We start from the raw sequence: 15,502 nt of genomic DNA on the forward strand, positions 1-15,502 counted from the left end.
AAATGAATTTTTTAAATAACATGATATTACAAACAAAGTTGATCATATTAACAGCTATTATGATCTTGGCAATGGCAGCACTAACATGGATGGGATTTAACTCAATCGCAAAGTGGCAGGCAAACAATGTTGAAGTGGGTGAGGTTCGTGTACCATCATTAGTTAGTATGGGGACGGCAAGAAACGGTATTAAAGATGTTGTTACTCAACAAAACAGGGTAAGAGGTATTAATGCACATCCTAGAGTAAAATCTATTATGCAAGATGCTTCAAGTAAGATTGTAGCAGGTTTTGAGCGTTGTGAAAAAGGTCTTGCTATTTATGCACCGTTACCGCAAACACCTGAAGAGGCTATACAGTGGAAAATTTTTGAAGAAAAATATGCAATCTTCAAACAAAGAAGTTTAGATATGAAAACAAGTATTATTGACAGACTGGTAACAGAGAATGATCCTGTTGTAAGAGACCAGCTATTTGTACAGATGACAACGTTCCTTGAAGGGATCAGAGGTGTTCGCGGTGAGATGTTTACAGCACTTCAAAATATTTACGATATCAATAAACAAGTTGTAGCAGATACAAATAAAAATGCAAAAGAGACATCAGAGTCTTATAAACAGATGTTTATCCTTGTAGCTTTAATCTCTATAGTAGTGGCTATCTTATTAGCATGGGCAATCATTAGATCAATTACAAGATCAATTACACAAAGTGTATCTAGTATTCGTGACGGTGCAATGCAAATTACATCGGCAAGTGATCAAGTTGCTTCTTCTTCATCTTCGTTAGCGCAAGGTGCAAGTGAACAAGCTTCAAGTGTAGAGCAAGTTAGTGCAACACTAGAGCAAAGTACATCGATAAATACTCAAAATACAGACAATGCACTACAAGCTGATATCTTAGCTAAAAATGCGAATGATTCTGCACGTGCAGGATATGAAAAAGGTGAGCAGCTTTCAACATCTATGCATTCTATTACTGAGTCTGCGGCAAAAATTTCTGGAATTATCAAAGCTATCGATCAGATCGCATTCCAAACAAACTTACTTGCATTAAATGCAGCAGTTGAAGCAGCACGTGCAGGTGAACACGGTTTAGGTTTCGCGGTAGTTGCAGATGAGGTTAGAAATCTTGCACAACGTGCAGCAGCAGCGGCAAAAGAGACTTCTGAGATTATCGAAGAGGTAGTTGATCAAATTAAAGAGGGTAATGAGATTGCAGAAGCGACACATACATCTTTCCAAGATATTGTAGAGCAGTCTAAAAAAGTATCTGACCTTATCGGTGAAATCTCTATTGCAGGGAAAGAACAAAGTGAAGGTATGGCACAAATCAACCAGGCTATGGGACAAGTTGACCAAGTTACACAACAAGTTGCGGCAAATTCAGAAGAATCTGCAGCAGCAGCTGAAGAGTTAAATGCTCAAGCTACATCAATGATGGAAACTGTACAGATTCTTGCACAAATGGTTGGTATGCAAACTGATACTCATATGATGGCAGCACCGAAAAAACATGTTAGCAATAACATAGCTGCAATACCGAAATCATCTAAAGCAGCAACAAGCACGAAAGCTGCTAATAACGCTGATGAGATATTTCCTTTACACGAAGACGATTTGAAAGAATTTTAAAATGGAATTTAACGGTGATGTATTGACGATAGATTCAGATATGACTATCGATGGAATAAAAGAGTTTGAAGAGTTTATCCGTCCTAGAATTGAATATATCGAGACTATCGAAGTGGAAGATGAAAATGGACTTACAAGCAGTGCGTTACTTTCGATTTTAGCAAGTTTGAAAAAAACTTATCCTCAATTAGAGATACCTTTTTTAGAAAAAAGGGTAGCTCGCTTTGAAGGACAAGGTACAATAAATTGGATATGTCATGACTAAACAAGAACAAGTTAAAGCAATATTTATTGAAGAAGCGGGTGAGATCATTGAGAAACTCGATATTGATATTATTCGCTTTGAAGAGAACTCAAGTGATTTTGACCTCTTAAATGAGATCTTTAGAGGTGTACATACTTTAAAAGGGAATGCAAACGCTTTTGGGTTTACCCGTTTAGGAGAGTTTGTACACCATTTCGAAGATATGCTTGATTACTATCGAAATACTCGCGAGCATATTGAATCGCACTATCTTGACCTTTTTGTAGAGGGTGTAGATGTCACTAAAGAGGTGATGGAGTGTGAACTTGACAACAGCGAGCATTTACCTGCTAGTTATCAAGAGTGTCTTACTCAGATTAAAGAGCTTCTTGCGATGAAAAAAGGGGAAGCTGCTCCTGTTGCAAGCGGTGAAGCAGAAGGGCTTGCCGATCTCGCATCTGAATTTGGACTTGATTGCGAAGATGATATTGCAAACGATATCTATAAGTCAATAGAAACACATCAAGCTATGCAAACAGAGGGAGTAAACCTTTTTAAAATTGATTTGGAACTTGATGTAGATTGTTATAAACGTGGTTTTGACCATGTTGTATTTATAAAAAATCTTGCTGAAAAAGCAGTCTCTTTAGAGAGCTTTTTTAACCTGCAAAATGTTAAAACACTTGATGATGGGTTTGCAAGTGATCAAAATGATATCCCTCAAGTGAATATTATTGTTTTAACTCCGTTGACACTTCAAGAGGTTGAAGAGTTTTTTGAATTCTTATTTGACGAAGAGTATCAAGTAACTGCGATCGAACCTAAAAAAGAGGAAGTGGTTGTAGTTGAAGAGAAAAAAGAGGTTGTTGCTAACGAAGCAAGCAGCTCAAGCAGTATAAGACAAAAGTCAACGTTAAAAATCGATACTTTTAAACTAGACGAGCTTTTTGACTCTGTAGGTGAACTTGTAATTGCACAGAACTTTATAGCACAAAATGAGAAGATCCGCTCAATTGAGGATGACTCAATCACAAGAACGATCGAAACACTTTCAAAGATTACAAAAAGAATTCAAGACAGAGTTATGAGTCTTCGAATGGTTGCTATTAAAGATACGTTTGACAAGATGAAACGTGTAGTACGCGATACGTCGAAAAAAACGGGTAAAGAGGTAAACCTTGTAGTTCAGGGTGAAGATACTGAGATCGATAAAACTATGATTGACAGTCTATCTGATCCTTTGATCCACATCATCCGTAACGCAATTGATCACGGACTTGAAGCAGATGCTGTAGAGAGAGAAGGTGTTGGAAAAGCGGTAGAGGGTAATATTACACTCAAGGCGTTCCATAAAAGCGGAAATATCGTTATCAGCGTAAGTGATGACGGAAGAGGGATCAATAAAGAGAAAGTACTTCAAAAAGCTATTGACAGAGGTATTATCAACGGTGATGAGAATTTAACAGATTCACAGATTTTCGGTCTTATTATGCAACCCGGTTTCTCAACTGCTGAGAAGATTAGTGATCTCTCAGGAAGAGGTGTCGGTCTTGATGTTGTAAAAACTTCTATTGAGAAGTTAAGAGGAAAAATAGAGATCGATTCAGAGGAAGGCAAAGGTACAACTTTCTCAATGATCTTACCTTTAACACTTGCTATCATTGACGGAATGCTTGTAGAAGCAGCAAATGAGATCTACATTATCCCTACTTTAAGTGTTGTAGAGTCGTTTAGACCTGAACAAGAGATAGTTCATGCAGTAAAAGATCAAGGGGAATTTGTAAGCCTACGCGGACAACATATTCCGATCATCAGACTATGTGATGTATTTGAATTAAATGCACCTAAAGTTGCACCTTGGGAAGGGATACTGGTATGTGTTGAAACAGAAGCGGGAAGAATTGCCATTATGGTAGATGAACTCGTAGGTCGTCAACAGGTAGTTATTAAAACTCTTGGAAAATCTCTTGCAAAATTAAAAGAGATCTCGGGTGGAGCTATTTTAGGTAACGGCGATATTGCACTCATTTTAAATGTTGATGAATTACGCCCGACAATCGAGGGAACTCATGTTTGAGATCGAGCTGAGTCCTGAAGAGTTTAAACTTTTTCAGGATTATATCTATCACAAGGTAGGGATCTCCCTCTCTGCACAAAAAACAAGTTTAATCAAAGGGCGTCTAAACAAACGTTTACGTGAATTAAACTTAAATTCTTTTAGAGAATATTATGACTATCTTGTTGATGAAACAAGCGGTGATGAACTCACTTTTTTTATTAGTGCTATCTCAACAAATGTTACTTCATTTTTTAGAGAGAGTGCCCAATGGAGATGGCTTGAGGGTTATCTTGAAGAGTTAAAAGCATTAAAACAACACAGTAAAAAGTTGCGTATATGGTCAGCGGGATGTTCTAGCGGTGAAGAACCTTATACAATACTCATGTTTTTGCTCTCTCAACTTGATGATTTTCATGAATGGGATATTAAGATACTCGCAACTGATATCTCTACAAAAGTTTTAAAACACGCTATTGCCGGAGAGTATGCAGCCAAAAATGTGGAACAACTTCCTAAAGCCATGGTACACAACTCTTTTGAAAAGGTACGTAATGGTGAACAAACATCATACGTAATACGTCCTTTTTTAAAAGAGAAAGTATTGTTTAGAACTTATAATCTGATCACCGATCCGTTTTTCTTTAAAAATGAGTTTGACATGATCTTTTGTAGAAACGTAATGATATATTTTGACGATAAAAACAGACATGATTTAGTAGAGCGTTTTGCCTCTTTATTACCAAAGGGGGCACCTCTGCTTTTAGGTAGTTCGGAATCTCTTACTACACACAAAGCTAAGTTAAAGCTTTTAGGCTCTTCTATATATAAAAAAATTTAAGGATATATCGTGCTAGAAGAAAATACTGCGACAGTAATGAAAGAATCCAAACTGGATTTAAATGAGATGTTCTTCTCAATCACAAAGCATGATAGTACAATTGAGTCGGGAAACGATGTATTTGTCCATATCAGTGGATATGAAAAAGAGGAACTGATAGGGCAGTATCACAATATTATTAGAGATCCTGACATGCCTAAAGTGATCTTTAAAGTATTTTGGGACTATTTAAATGCCAAAAAACCTATTGTGGCATATGTAAAAAACAGAACAAAAGAGGGTGGCTTTTACTGGGTTTTAAGTATTGTTTTCCCTTTGGATGAACATTATGTTTCCATCCGAATTAAACCAAATACTGAAATTTTTGCAACCGTACGTGAACTCTATTTTAGACTTTTGATGTCTGAAGCAAAACATAATATGGAAGCAACAGAGGAGTTGTTATATCAACTTTTAAATGAACTCGGTTATGAAGATTATGACCAGTTTATGAATGAGGTTTTACTCTCAGAGTTATTACTTAGAAAAAAACTACAGACTCAGCAAGAGGGCGCTTCTTATAAAAGAGATATCTTAGCGCAAGAAAAATCGCTTCAAAACGAGGTAATTGCAAATCTTTTTGAGATCAGTACGCAGTTATCACAAAGATATACTATATGGTTTGAAAAAATTGAACTTTTTACAAAAATGAAGTGTGACTTTGAAGCAAAAGGGCAAGGTTTGCTTGTCTTAGCAAGAGATATAGTGTTTCTTTCCCTAAACGCTTCGGTATCTTCATATAAAATGGAACAAAACGGTGAAACTTTCGGTGTATTGGCAAGTGATATCAGAACAAATGCCAAAGAGAACGATATCTTGATTGAAAAAATTCATACTGAAGTTGAAATATTGACAGAGGCTATTAATGAAGTTATTTTTATGGCCTCTTATGTGAGTTTACAGATAGAGATGGTTACCTATTTTATTCAAGAATTATTGGAAAAAAATGATCCCTCTCTATATGAAAATATAGATACACTTTTTGAACTTGTAGGTATCTATAACGATAAGTTGATGCAGCAGCCTAAGATTATAGATAAAACGGTTAGAGAGATAGCCGTTTGTCTTGATGAACTTGAACAGCAGGTTATGTATCTAGGGTATATACAGGTGTACGGTTTCATAGAATCTGCACGCTGTTTGGAAAACGGACTGGGGTTTACGGAGATCTTTTCTCAACTGAAAACTTTGATCGCGACAACCTCTGATGAGATTTTAATGATGAAAAATATGGCTGATAATTTTGTAAAAGAGAACAATAGGTTGGTAGAACAATCGGGAACTATTTACAAGATGTTAGACAATTTTGAGCAAGAAACAAAAAAGTTAAGTTAAGGGTATGGGTGTTTTGAAAGAATCTGAAAAAAAAGTTTATGAAGACGAGATCTCGTTTTTAAGTAAAAAAATATTGGAATTAAACAAGAAACTGATCGAGAGTGAAAAAGCAAAATCAAGATTCCTCTCGTTAGTAGCTTATGAACTAAATAATCCAATGACGGTTCTTATGGGACTTATCCCACATTTGGAACTTCAAAAGTGTGATAAAAATGAAGAGTTGCTTTTTCTTGTCAGCAAGGAGTTAATGAACCTTGATTATAAAGTGATGAATCTGGTAGCTGCGGCACAAATTGAAAACGGTAAAATGGATATAAGTTACTTCTCCGTTAATCTGCCTACTCTTATTGAAGAAGCAATAGGGTTTTTTAAGTACATGAGTATAGAGAAAGATATACACTTTGTTTTAGACTGCGACTTTGAAGATGATATTGCCATAGAACCTCAGTTTTTAGACATTATTTTAAAAAATCTTATTGCAAATAGTTGTCAATACGGTGAGCAACATTCAGAAGTAAATATCTGTTGTAGCGGAGATGATACTCATTTAAAAATATCTATTACAAATAAAGGCAAAGGTCCGAAAATTGAGTTTAAACCTGAGGTTTTTACTAGATTTTCCGTATCTCCAGAGAATGAACACGGACTTGGAATAGGTCTGAGCATTGTTAAAGAGTTGTGTACTTTGTTGGATGGAGATGTAGATTATAATGTAGCTGATGGATTTGTTACATTTGAAGTTACTATTTGTTTGAACGATAAGGGTGTCATGGCACATGCCTGTAGTTCTAATGAGTTTTTATTTGATTCGTTTGAAGGTGCAATAGAACTATGATAATGGACGGCAATGCAACTTTTATTCATGTTGGACAATTACATGTTGACAGAACACCGGCAAAGATCTCTACGGTACTGGGTTCATGTGTAGCTGTTTGTCTGTATGATACGAAAAATTGCATTGGGGGTATGAATCATTACCTCCTTCCATTTTGGAATGGAAATGGACTACAATCACCTAAATTTGGTAACATTTCTATCCCAAAGTTGATCGAGAGTATGATTGAGAGAGGTGCCGATACAAAAACAATGCAGGCTAAAATATTCGGCGGGGCCGCATTAAATATAAACGCAACAAACAATATGCTAATTGGTGAAAAGAATATTATGGTAGCTAGAGAGATTTTAAAAGAGTATAAGATAGCTATTGTTGCCGAAGATGTCGGGAAACAACAAGGAAGAAAAATTCAATTTGATTTAGAGCAGGGGAAAGTGTATTTAAAATACACTACATACTCTTGTGGATAATGGAGAAAAAATGGCAATTCGTGTATTGATCGTTGATGACAGTGCTACTGCACGTGCAGTTTTACGAGATATATTGGAATCGGATCCGATGATTGAAGTTATAGATACGGCTTCAGATGCTTATGTCGCTAGAGATAAAATAGTTAGTTTAAAACCTGATGTGGTATGTCTGGATGTTGAGATGCCTAGAATGGATGGCATAACGTTTTTGAAAAAGTTGATGCATTATATACCTATCCCTGTAGTGATGGTTTCATCTTTGACGCAAAGCGGTGCAAAAACTACGTTAGAAGCACTTGAGGCAGGTGCTGTAGATTTTGTTCCTAAACCTCACTCGCACATCTATGACGGGAAGGATGAGATGCGTGATGAGCTGCTTGCAAAAATTAAAACGGCTGCAAAGGCAAAAGTATTTAAAAAAGAGCTCTCAAAGCAAACCGTTAACAATGTAACCTCCTTAGCAGAAACAACCCATAAAATTTTGGCGATCGGAGCATCAACCGGTGGTACAGAGGCCTTAAAAGAGGTGTTGATAGGATTACCGAGAAATGCACCGGGAACGGTTATAGTACAACATATGCCGGCAAACTTTACGGCGGCTTTTGCTCAGAGACTCAACTCTATATGTGCTATGGAGGTACGAGAGGCTCGAAGCGGTGACTCGATCACTCCTGGTGTAGTTTTAATAGCACCGGGAGACTACCATATGGTTATAAGACGTTCGGGTGCCAGATATTATGTAGAGATCGGCAGCGGTGATAAAGTATCGGGACACAGACCATCTGTTGATGTTTTATTTAACTCGGTTGCTAAAATTGCCGGTGCCAATGCAATAGGTGTCATCCTTACTGGAATGGGATCAGATGGTGCAAAAGGGTTACTCTCAATGCGTAAAGCGGGTGCTCGCACGATCGGTCAGGATGAAGCAAGTTCCGTTGTGTACGGAATGCCAAAGATCGCTTTTGAAAACGGTGCCGTTGAGAAACAGTTCCCTTTACAAAAAATTAGTACTAATATATTGGCAAGTATTTCATAATAAAGGAGAAGAAGGTGAAAATATTTTTAGCAGAAGATAATGAAGACAACTATTTAATTATAAAATCAAATCTTCGAAAAGTTCAAGAAGACGTAGAGCTTATATGGGCAAAAGACGGTAAAGAAGCGATGATGTTACTTGATAATATCGAAGATGTATCCCTTTTTTTGTTAGATATTGAGATGCCGTTCATTAAGGGAAATAAAATAGCAAAATGGATCCGTACAAAAGAGAGGTTTAATAATGTGCCGATTGTAGCTGTTACGGCATCAGTATTTGCAGAGATGAAAAAAATATATCTAGAAGAGGGTTTCGATGCAATTTTAGAAAAACCTTTTTCAAGAAAAGAGTTCTTAGGGATTATAGAAGAGGTATGTCATATCTCATAATACCGGACTTTGGTATTACTTTATATTGAAGTATAATATTGTAAATATAAAAAAAAATTATAGGTGAATTATGAAATTAAGCTCTATTGTATTTAAGATAACCTTACCGTTGTTACTTATTACAGCTATTGTTACGGGAACAACTTTGATTGTTATACAAACATATATTAAAAAAACGGTTGAAGATGTGTTTATTAAAGAGCATGCTGAAAATATTAAAAATATATATACACTTAGAATTGAAAATATTATCTCAAATGTTATTAGAAACGGTATGAGTATCTCTAGCTCTTATGAGATACACAAGTTTTTAGAAAGTTCGGAGTTCAAAAAGAAGATATTGACTTCGGAAGTGGCATCACAATTTAAAGCGTTTAAAGAAGCTTTTCATTTAGATACTATAGATATTACAGATAGAGAGAACAGATATAATTTTAACGAACGTGGTTTTCAAAATGTTATAGATACGAACGAAAGTGGAAATGAATGGTTTTTAAAAACATTAGAGGGAAAACAGAAATATCAAATCAATACAGATAGCGATGAACAAGGAAAACTATACATATGGATAGATACGCTTATTGGTGATGTAGAAAACCCTGTCGGTATTGTTGGCGGAAGGATAGATGTAAGCGGTATGTTATCACTCCTATTAAAGGAGTTTGAAGAAGATGATGCAAGTGCACTTATTATCAATAATGAAAATATCATCCAATACGCTTCATATAATCAAGAGAATATTAATAAAAATATTGCTTATGCAGATATGATAAGAGAAAAAAAAGATGCATTTCAAAGAGCATTACAAATTCGACAAGAACTCATCATGTACACGTTTGAAGATCAAGAAAGGTATCTTCTTTTTATCCCTGTTGATGAACTCAACTGGACAGTTGTCGTAGACTTTTCAAAGGAGCGTTTTTTAACATCTTTAAGTGGTGTTTACAAGAGAATCATCATAGGGGGAAGCATTTTGCTTTTCCTCCTCTTCTTATTTGTCGGATGGGGATTTTCCCTGATGATCGCAAAGCCGTTGCAAATATTGGCAAAAATGGTGGACGAATACGATTTTATGTCGGATTTTCATTCACCGATATGTACCAAAAGAGGGTATGAGATCGGTATGATCTGTAATGCTTTAACAAACAGTGCAAAGATGTTGCGTTTAACAATCAAACAATATCGAGAGAGTGAAGAGTTGATGCGCAGTCTCATAAATGCTACCGATGATTTAATTTTTTATAAAGATACAAATTCAAACTATTTAGGGTGTAATATTGCCTATGAAAAATGGAGTGATAGAACAAGCGATGAAATTATCGGTAAACGGGACATCGATTTTTACCCTTTAGATATTGCACATGAACGTATACGTATCGACAAATTAGTTATGCAAGAGAGAAGAACGATAGTAACAGAGGAGCGTTTTCAAAAGTCTGATGGTAATTATGTTGTTCTTCAAGTGAAAAAAAGTCCTTTTTATGACGATAGTGGCGAGATCAAAGGGGTTGTGGTTATTGCACGTGATATGACTAAGTTTAAAAAGATGGAGTATGAACTTCGTACTTTAAACAGTTCGTTAGAGTCTCACGTACAACAAAAAACAAAAGAGCTGCAAGTTAACCAAAATGCACTTGAAAAATATATTTTAGAACTTGAAAAAGCGAATGAACAATTGGTTAAAGTGGGTGAAGAAGCGATGCAAGCCGCTCAGGCACGTTCAAACTTCATAAGTAGTATCTCTCATGAGTTACGAACACCTTTAAATGCTATTATAAACTTTACCGATCAGGTGATTGAAGATTTTGATGAGATGCTTGAAGATAAAGAGTTACAAGCTGATACTCAAATTTTTCTATCCCGCGTAATGGTAAACTCTAAACATCTGTTACAGTTGATCAATGATCTGCTGGAGTTTACAAAAGCAGAAGCCGGAAAAATGGACTATAGTATTGAAGTACAAGATATTAATAATATTTTGATGAGTGCTTACAGCAATACATACTCTCTTTTAAAAGCAACAGATATAGACTTTAGAATAAAAACTACTTCCGTTCCTCCGCTGATCGCAGCTGTTGATAAAAGAAGGTTTTTACAAATTTTGTTAAATCTATTATCCAATGCTATTAAGTTTACTGAGAAAGGTTATGTAGAGTTACGAGCATTCAGATACCCTAATAAAATCATAGTAGAGATAGAAGATACCGGAAAAGGGATCCCCGAAGATAAACAAAAAACTGTTTTTGATCCGTTCATTCAAGTTGACAATCAAGACTATGGTACGGGACTGGGTCTTGGACTTGTTAAAAGTATGTGTGATGATATGGGAATAGAGATCAATCTTCATTCAGTTGAAGGTAAAGGAAGCACTTTTCAATTAGTACTTACCGAAATGTCTCTTTCAGAAGAGGCAGAATAGAACATTTTAGATAAAGTACGTGTTAAGAGGTCCTTTTCTTGATTAATTCTATATTTTTCAATAAAATAGCACCTACAAGGGGATGGATTTTTTTATCTTTTTCAATAAACTATATATAAAGTGAATGACATGAAATACATTTTTTTAGTATTTTTTCCTTTATTGCTGCTCTATGCCGAGCAAGAGAGTGACTATAAAATAGGTAATGGATATTCATTCGGTAAGATGCTCAGAGTCGGCGGCTATTTTTCAACTGAGTATGAACATAGTGAACTAGACAGAACATTTAAAATAGATGATGTTGCTGTAATGGGATACGGTGAGATTACTCCGCAGTTAAACTATATGGTAGAGTTTGAAGCTGTTAATTTTTATATCCATGATTTTAAAGAAAACACTGATAAAACCGATACAAAACTCCATGCAGAGCGGGTCTATGTAGATTATCGCTATTCGGATTATATAGGTTTTCGTATAGGAAAACAGATCACTCCGATTGGGTATTGGAATCTTCAACCTATTAATGTTCTCCGCGATACAACTTCAAACCCTTTATATTCACGCTATCTCTTTCCAAAATTTCTTACCGGTATCACAGCAAGTGGTTATATTGGGGACTCGTTTGAGACGTCGTATCATCTGTTTGTACAGGAAACAAGAGATTTAGATGAATCTTACATTAATATCTCAACTGATCATTTTGTAGGGGGTACGATAGAACATGAACTCTCATTGGAAAGTTCAATAGGAGGGGGAATAGGGCAGTTTAGAACACTGCAAAACGAAACCTTTAATTTTGCAGTTGCCAATGCTAAATATACAGGGGAAAGTGTTGAATTAACTACAGAGTTTATGTGGAGAAAAAACTCTTCAGAGCATCTCAAAGACGATATCTCAATGGGTGGTTATCTGCAACTGCTGTATCGATCTTCTGAAGAGCATGCGTTTGTTTCTCGTTATGAATATTTTGATGACAATGACCTCATTGGAAAAGATCAGATTTTCCTTTTTGGATATAGCTACAGACCGATCTATCCTGTTTCTTTAAAAGCGGAATACCAGTGGCATGAACAAAGTGATCAAAATAAATTTTTAGCTTCATTTTCGGTACTTTTCTGATGTTTACAAGAACTGTTTTTCTCATCTCTTTAACGATTGCATTATTACAATCCGCAGAGTATGCGGTAGTTGTTAAGGCAGATTCGCAGGTCAACAGTATATCCCAAAATGAGCTTTGTAATCTTTATCTGCGTCGCCAGAACTTTATTGATAATCAAAAAATAATCCCTATCAATACCTTGGCCGACAATAAAGGGCGTATTGAGTTTGAGCAGCATGTGTTACAAATGCAACGAAGGAAGCTTAGTAAGTACTGGATTACACAACACTTTAAAGGTATCACTCCGCCTTCAACGGTTGCTTCATTTGATGCAGCGCTTTTGTTTGTAAATAATGTAGAGGGAGCGATTGCTTACATACCTGTAAATATGGTCAATAAAACTGTGAAGGTGCTTTATGAGTATTAGAATAAAAACGATTTTGTTCTTGTTATTAATCAGTTTAGTGCCTTATACGGTGACGATGTTTTTCTTTGGTTCATCTCTACAACAAGAGCAATTCAAAAGTATTACCAAAGAGCTTGAAACACAGTTAAATATGACGATTGATCGAATAGATCAGCACATAAAAAATATTCAAGACGATCTCTCTTTTATTGCTAAATCTGAAATAATGACTGATATATTTACCGAAGACCTCGATCGCAGAATTAGCCGCCTCTTACAAAATAAAAAGCAGGATCTACACCTCGTGGGAGACCTCTACATTGTAAATCTCTCAGGAACTATTGTAGCGTGTAGCGATTTTGCCCAGATAGGAGAGCAGTTTCACGATACGCCTATATACCATATTGATGTCCATTCCCCTTTTGATCACTCTAAAATTGCCGTACTCTATTTAGAATATGAACTGAGCAATTTGCAAACCTATTTTAACAATACTGCTTCACGTCAGTATTTCATCGTTAATGGTGAGGGAAGTACCCTTTTTAGACCGTATAAGTTTGATGAAGAGATTGCTGTAAAAAAAGCATTGACAACGCTTCCTTCAATTACTATAGTATTGGAAGAGGATAAAAACGAAGCCTATAGTATTATAGAGAAATATCGTTTCATATTTTTTATTACTCTGGCAGTGGGCGGCTTGATGATCGTATTGTTTGCTCTTTATTTTGCGAACTCCCTCATCAGACCGTTAAGCCGTTTATCTAAAACTGCCCGCGATATCACGTTTACTCAGGATTATACGAAGCAGGTTGTTGTTAAAAGCAGCGATGAGATAGGGCAAATGGGTGCGTCTTTTAATACGATGATCTCCAGTATGAAAGAGGCGATGGATGAGATCAAAGCGCTTAACAAAGAGATAGAAGATACGCAACGTGAAGTAGTTTTTACCATGGGTGCTATCGGTGAGAGCCGCTCAAAAGAAACGGGTAATCATGTAAAACGTGTTGCAGAATACTCCCGTATTTTGGCGTATCACTACGGACTAAGTGTAGATGAATCAGAGATGCTTAAACAAGCATCACCTATGCATGATATAGGTAAAGTTGCAATTCCGGATGCCATCTTGAACAAACCGGGTAAATTTACCGATGAAGAGTTTGAAAAAATGAAGGAACATGCACGACTAGGATACGATATGCTTAACAGTTCCAATAGACCGCTTCTAAAAGCTGCAGCCATCGTTGCACATGAACATCATGAAAAGTGGAACGGCAAAGGTTATCCGCGAGGCTTGCAAGGTGAAGAGATCCATATATATGGACGTATTACCGCTCTAGCGGATGTATTTGATGCCCTGGGGAGTGATCGTGTTTATAAACAAGCATGGCCTGATGAAAAAATCTTTACATTGATTGAAAAAGAACGCGGTGAACATTTTGATCCGGAGCTGGTCGATATCTTTTTTGAATATCTGGACGAGTTTCTAGCAGTTCGTGAAAAACTAAAAGATACTTTTTAAGAGTTACGCAGTTTCCATATTACTATCATAAATGAAAATAGTGCAAAAAGGGCACCTGCGTAAAAGGTAAAAGAGGAGTTGAAGCTTTGCCAGAGCCATCCTGCAAATATGCTTGAAAGCAGCATAGAGAGACCGCTAAAAAGGTTAAAAAATCCAAAAGCACTTCCCCGTTTCTCTTTTGGAGCTGTATCTGCAACCATAGCCGTGAGTATGCCTTGAGAAAACCCCATGTGAATTCCCCACAAAAAAGCTCCCAAAAGGATAACTGCATAGGATGAGGCAGTTGCTAAGATTAGATCGGAGATCATAAGAAATATAAGCCCTAATGAGAGCATATGTTTGCGTTGCAGTCTGTCACTAAGTACTCCTGCAGGGTATGCGCTAAAGACATATGCAATAGACATTACAACCATCACGAGAGGTACAAGCTCTATTTTAAAACCAGCTTCTTGTGCTTTTAAAATTAAAAATGCTTCACTAAAACGTGCAAGCATGAAAAGGGAACCGATAGAGACTACTACCCAAAATGAAGAGGGGAAAGAGCTCATAATGGAGAGTGAAAATATCTTTTTTTGTTTTATTGCTTTTTTGACATGTGTGGGTTCTTGGATCTTAAAAAAGATAATATACATTGTAATGAGTGCAGGGATAAAGGCAAACCATAAAGCAACGCGGATATCATCCAACAGAAATAGTAGTGCAACTGCAGCAAGAGGACCGATAACAGCGCCTATTGTATCCATAGACTGGCGTAGTCCGTAACTAGCTCCCGTTATATCCTTTGGGGTTACATCTGCTATGAGTGCATCTCTGGGAGCATCTCGTACCCCTTTACCGATTCGATCGGCAAATCGTGCAAAAAATACAGTCTCCATATGTTGTGCAAGAGGGAATAAAGGTTTAGAAAATGTAGAAAGACCATATCCTATGAGTAAAAGAACTTTTCTTTTTCCTATGGCATCACTTATTGTTCCGGAAAATACTTTTATTATCAAAGCAGTAGCTTCGGCAACCCCTTCAATAATACCGACCTCTAACATACTTGTATGTAATACATTGACCAATAAAAGAGGTAAAAGACTATGCACAAGTTCTGAGGAAAAGTCCATAAACAATGAAACAAAGCCAAGCATAAATACTGTTGTCGGGATATTGTTTTTCATTTTTATCTAGCCTATAA

Annotated in this window: 14 protein-coding genes; 13 read left to right on the forward strand and 1 reads right to left on the reverse strand. The window is 36.4% G+C overall.

Annotated features, from left to right (window positions below):
• Positions 1-2: 2 nt before the first annotated feature.
• The 13 genes from QWY88_RS01730 to QWY88_RS01790 all read left to right on the forward strand — a co-directional run bounded on the left by QWY88_RS01730 (position 3) and on the right by QWY88_RS01790 (position 14,322).
• On the forward strand, positions 3-1,634 hold the full coding sequence (locus tag QWY88_RS01730) for a methyl-accepting chemotaxis protein (RefSeq protein ID WP_304543411.1): 1,632 nt from the start codon (positions 3-5) through the stop codon (positions 1,632-1,634).
• 1 nt (position 1,635) lies between these two features.
• Entirely contained in the window at positions 1,636-1,899 is a 264-nt protein-coding gene (locus QWY88_RS01735; RefSeq protein ID WP_304543413.1) for a hypothetical protein, read from the forward strand.
• Positions 1,892-3,955 (forward strand): chemotaxis protein CheA, encoded by a 2,064-nt coding sequence (locus QWY88_RS01740; RefSeq protein ID WP_304543415.1) that lies wholly within the window; start codon positions 1,892-1,894, stop codon positions 3,953-3,955. Before QWY88_RS01735 ends, QWY88_RS01740 begins: the two co-directional genes overlap by 8 nt.
• A complete protein-coding gene (locus tag QWY88_RS01745) occupies positions 3,948-4,775 on the forward strand; it encodes a CheR family methyltransferase (protein ID WP_304543417.1) in 828 nt (275 codons plus the stop codon). Before QWY88_RS01740 ends, QWY88_RS01745 begins: the two co-directional genes overlap by 8 nt.
• 9 nt (positions 4,776-4,784) lie before the next feature.
• Positions 4,785-6,149, forward strand: coding sequence for a PAS domain-containing protein (locus QWY88_RS01750; RefSeq protein ID WP_304543419.1), 1,365 nt, complete (start codon positions 4,785-4,787; stop codon positions 6,147-6,149).
• Between the two features lie 13 nt (positions 6,150-6,162).
• Positions 6,163-6,984: a sensor histidine kinase gene (locus tag QWY88_RS01755; protein WP_304543421.1), complete on the forward strand. Its 822-nt coding sequence runs from the start codon at positions 6,163-6,165 to the stop codon at positions 6,982-6,984.
• The gene (locus QWY88_RS01760; protein ID WP_304543426.1) at positions 6,981-7,454 is read left to right on the forward strand and encodes a chemotaxis protein CheD; all 474 of its coding nucleotides are present in this window, start codon (positions 6,981-6,983) and stop codon (positions 7,452-7,454) included. Before QWY88_RS01755 ends, QWY88_RS01760 begins: the two co-directional genes overlap by 4 nt.
• Positions 7,455-7,464: 10 nt before the next feature.
• Complete coding sequence (locus QWY88_RS01765) at positions 7,465-8,490, forward strand: protein-glutamate methylesterase/protein-glutamine glutaminase (RefSeq protein WP_304543429.1); 1,026 nt, start codon at positions 7,465-7,467, stop codon at positions 8,488-8,490.
• 14 nt (positions 8,491-8,504) lie between these two features.
• Positions 8,505-8,879 carry a response regulator gene (locus tag QWY88_RS01770; protein WP_304543431.1) on the forward strand — a complete coding sequence of 125 codons (375 nt, stop codon included), beginning with the start codon at positions 8,505-8,507 and terminating at the stop codon, positions 8,877-8,879.
• 70 nt (positions 8,880-8,949) lie between these two features.
• Positions 8,950-11,298: a sensor histidine kinase gene (locus tag QWY88_RS01775; RefSeq protein ID WP_304543434.1), complete on the forward strand. Its 2,349-nt coding sequence runs from the start codon at positions 8,950-8,952 to the stop codon at positions 11,296-11,298.
• 129 nt (positions 11,299-11,427) lie between these two features.
• Positions 11,428-12,417 carry a hypothetical protein gene (locus QWY88_RS01780; RefSeq protein ID WP_304543436.1) on the forward strand — a complete coding sequence of 330 codons (990 nt, stop codon included), beginning with the start codon at positions 11,428-11,430 and terminating at the stop codon, positions 12,415-12,417.
• Entirely contained in the window at positions 12,417-12,824 is a 408-nt protein-coding gene (locus QWY88_RS01785; RefSeq protein WP_304543438.1) for a hypothetical protein, read from the forward strand. The genes QWY88_RS01780 and QWY88_RS01785 overlap by 1 nt, the downstream gene beginning before the upstream one ends.
• Positions 12,814-14,322, forward strand: a complete 1,509-nt coding sequence (locus tag QWY88_RS01790) for an HD domain-containing phosphohydrolase (RefSeq protein WP_304543440.1) — start codon at positions 12,814-12,816, stop codon at positions 14,320-14,322. Before QWY88_RS01785 ends, QWY88_RS01790 begins: the two co-directional genes overlap by 11 nt.
• On the opposite strand, the gene QWY88_RS01795 is transcribed toward QWY88_RS01790, so the two are convergent.
• The gene (locus QWY88_RS01795) at positions 14,319-15,485 is read right to left on the reverse strand and encodes an MFS transporter (protein WP_304543441.1); all 1,167 of its coding nucleotides are present in this window, start codon (positions 15,483-15,485) and stop codon (positions 14,319-14,321) included. The genes QWY88_RS01790 and QWY88_RS01795 overlap by 4 nt on opposite strands.
• Between the last annotated feature and the right edge of the window lie 17 nt (positions 15,486-15,502).

The sequence above is a fragment of the Sulfurimonas sp. hsl 1-7 genome, assembly GCF_030577135.1.
Taxonomy (GTDB): domain Bacteria; phylum Campylobacterota; class Campylobacteria; order Campylobacterales; family Sulfurimonadaceae; genus Sulfurimonas; species Sulfurimonas microaerophilus.

Coding starts and splice junctions, on each gene's coding strand:
- QWY88_RS01790 (WP_304543440.1), top strand. CDS start 12,814: ATGAGTATTAGAATAAAAACGATTTTGTTCTTGTTATTAATCAGTTTA.
- QWY88_RS01740 (WP_304543415.1), top strand. CDS start 1,892: ATGACTAAACAAGAACAAGTTAAAGCAATATTTATTGAAGAAGCGGGT.
- QWY88_RS01795 (WP_304543441.1), bottom strand. CDS start 15,485: ATGAAAAACAATATCCCGACAACAGTATTTATGCTTGGCTTTGTTTCA.
- QWY88_RS01735 (WP_304543413.1), top strand. CDS start 1,636: ATGGAATTTAACGGTGATGTATTGACGATAGATTCAGATATGACTATC.
- QWY88_RS01765 (WP_304543429.1), top strand. CDS start 7,465: ATGGCAATTCGTGTATTGATCGTTGATGACAGTGCTACTGCACGTGCA.
- QWY88_RS01785 (WP_304543438.1), top strand. CDS start 12,417: ATGTTTACAAGAACTGTTTTTCTCATCTCTTTAACGATTGCATTATTA.
- QWY88_RS01745 (WP_304543417.1), top strand. CDS start 3,948: ATGTTTGAGATCGAGCTGAGTCCTGAAGAGTTTAAACTTTTTCAGGAT.
- QWY88_RS01760 (WP_304543426.1), top strand. CDS start 6,981: ATGATAATGGACGGCAATGCAACTTTTATTCATGTTGGACAATTACAT.
- QWY88_RS01730 (WP_304543411.1), top strand. CDS start 3: ATGAATTTTTTAAATAACATGATATTACAAACAAAGTTGATCATATTA.
- QWY88_RS01775 (WP_304543434.1), top strand. CDS start 8,950: ATGAAATTAAGCTCTATTGTATTTAAGATAACCTTACCGTTGTTACTT.
- QWY88_RS01780 (WP_304543436.1), top strand. CDS start 11,428: ATGAAATACATTTTTTTAGTATTTTTTCCTTTATTGCTGCTCTATGCC.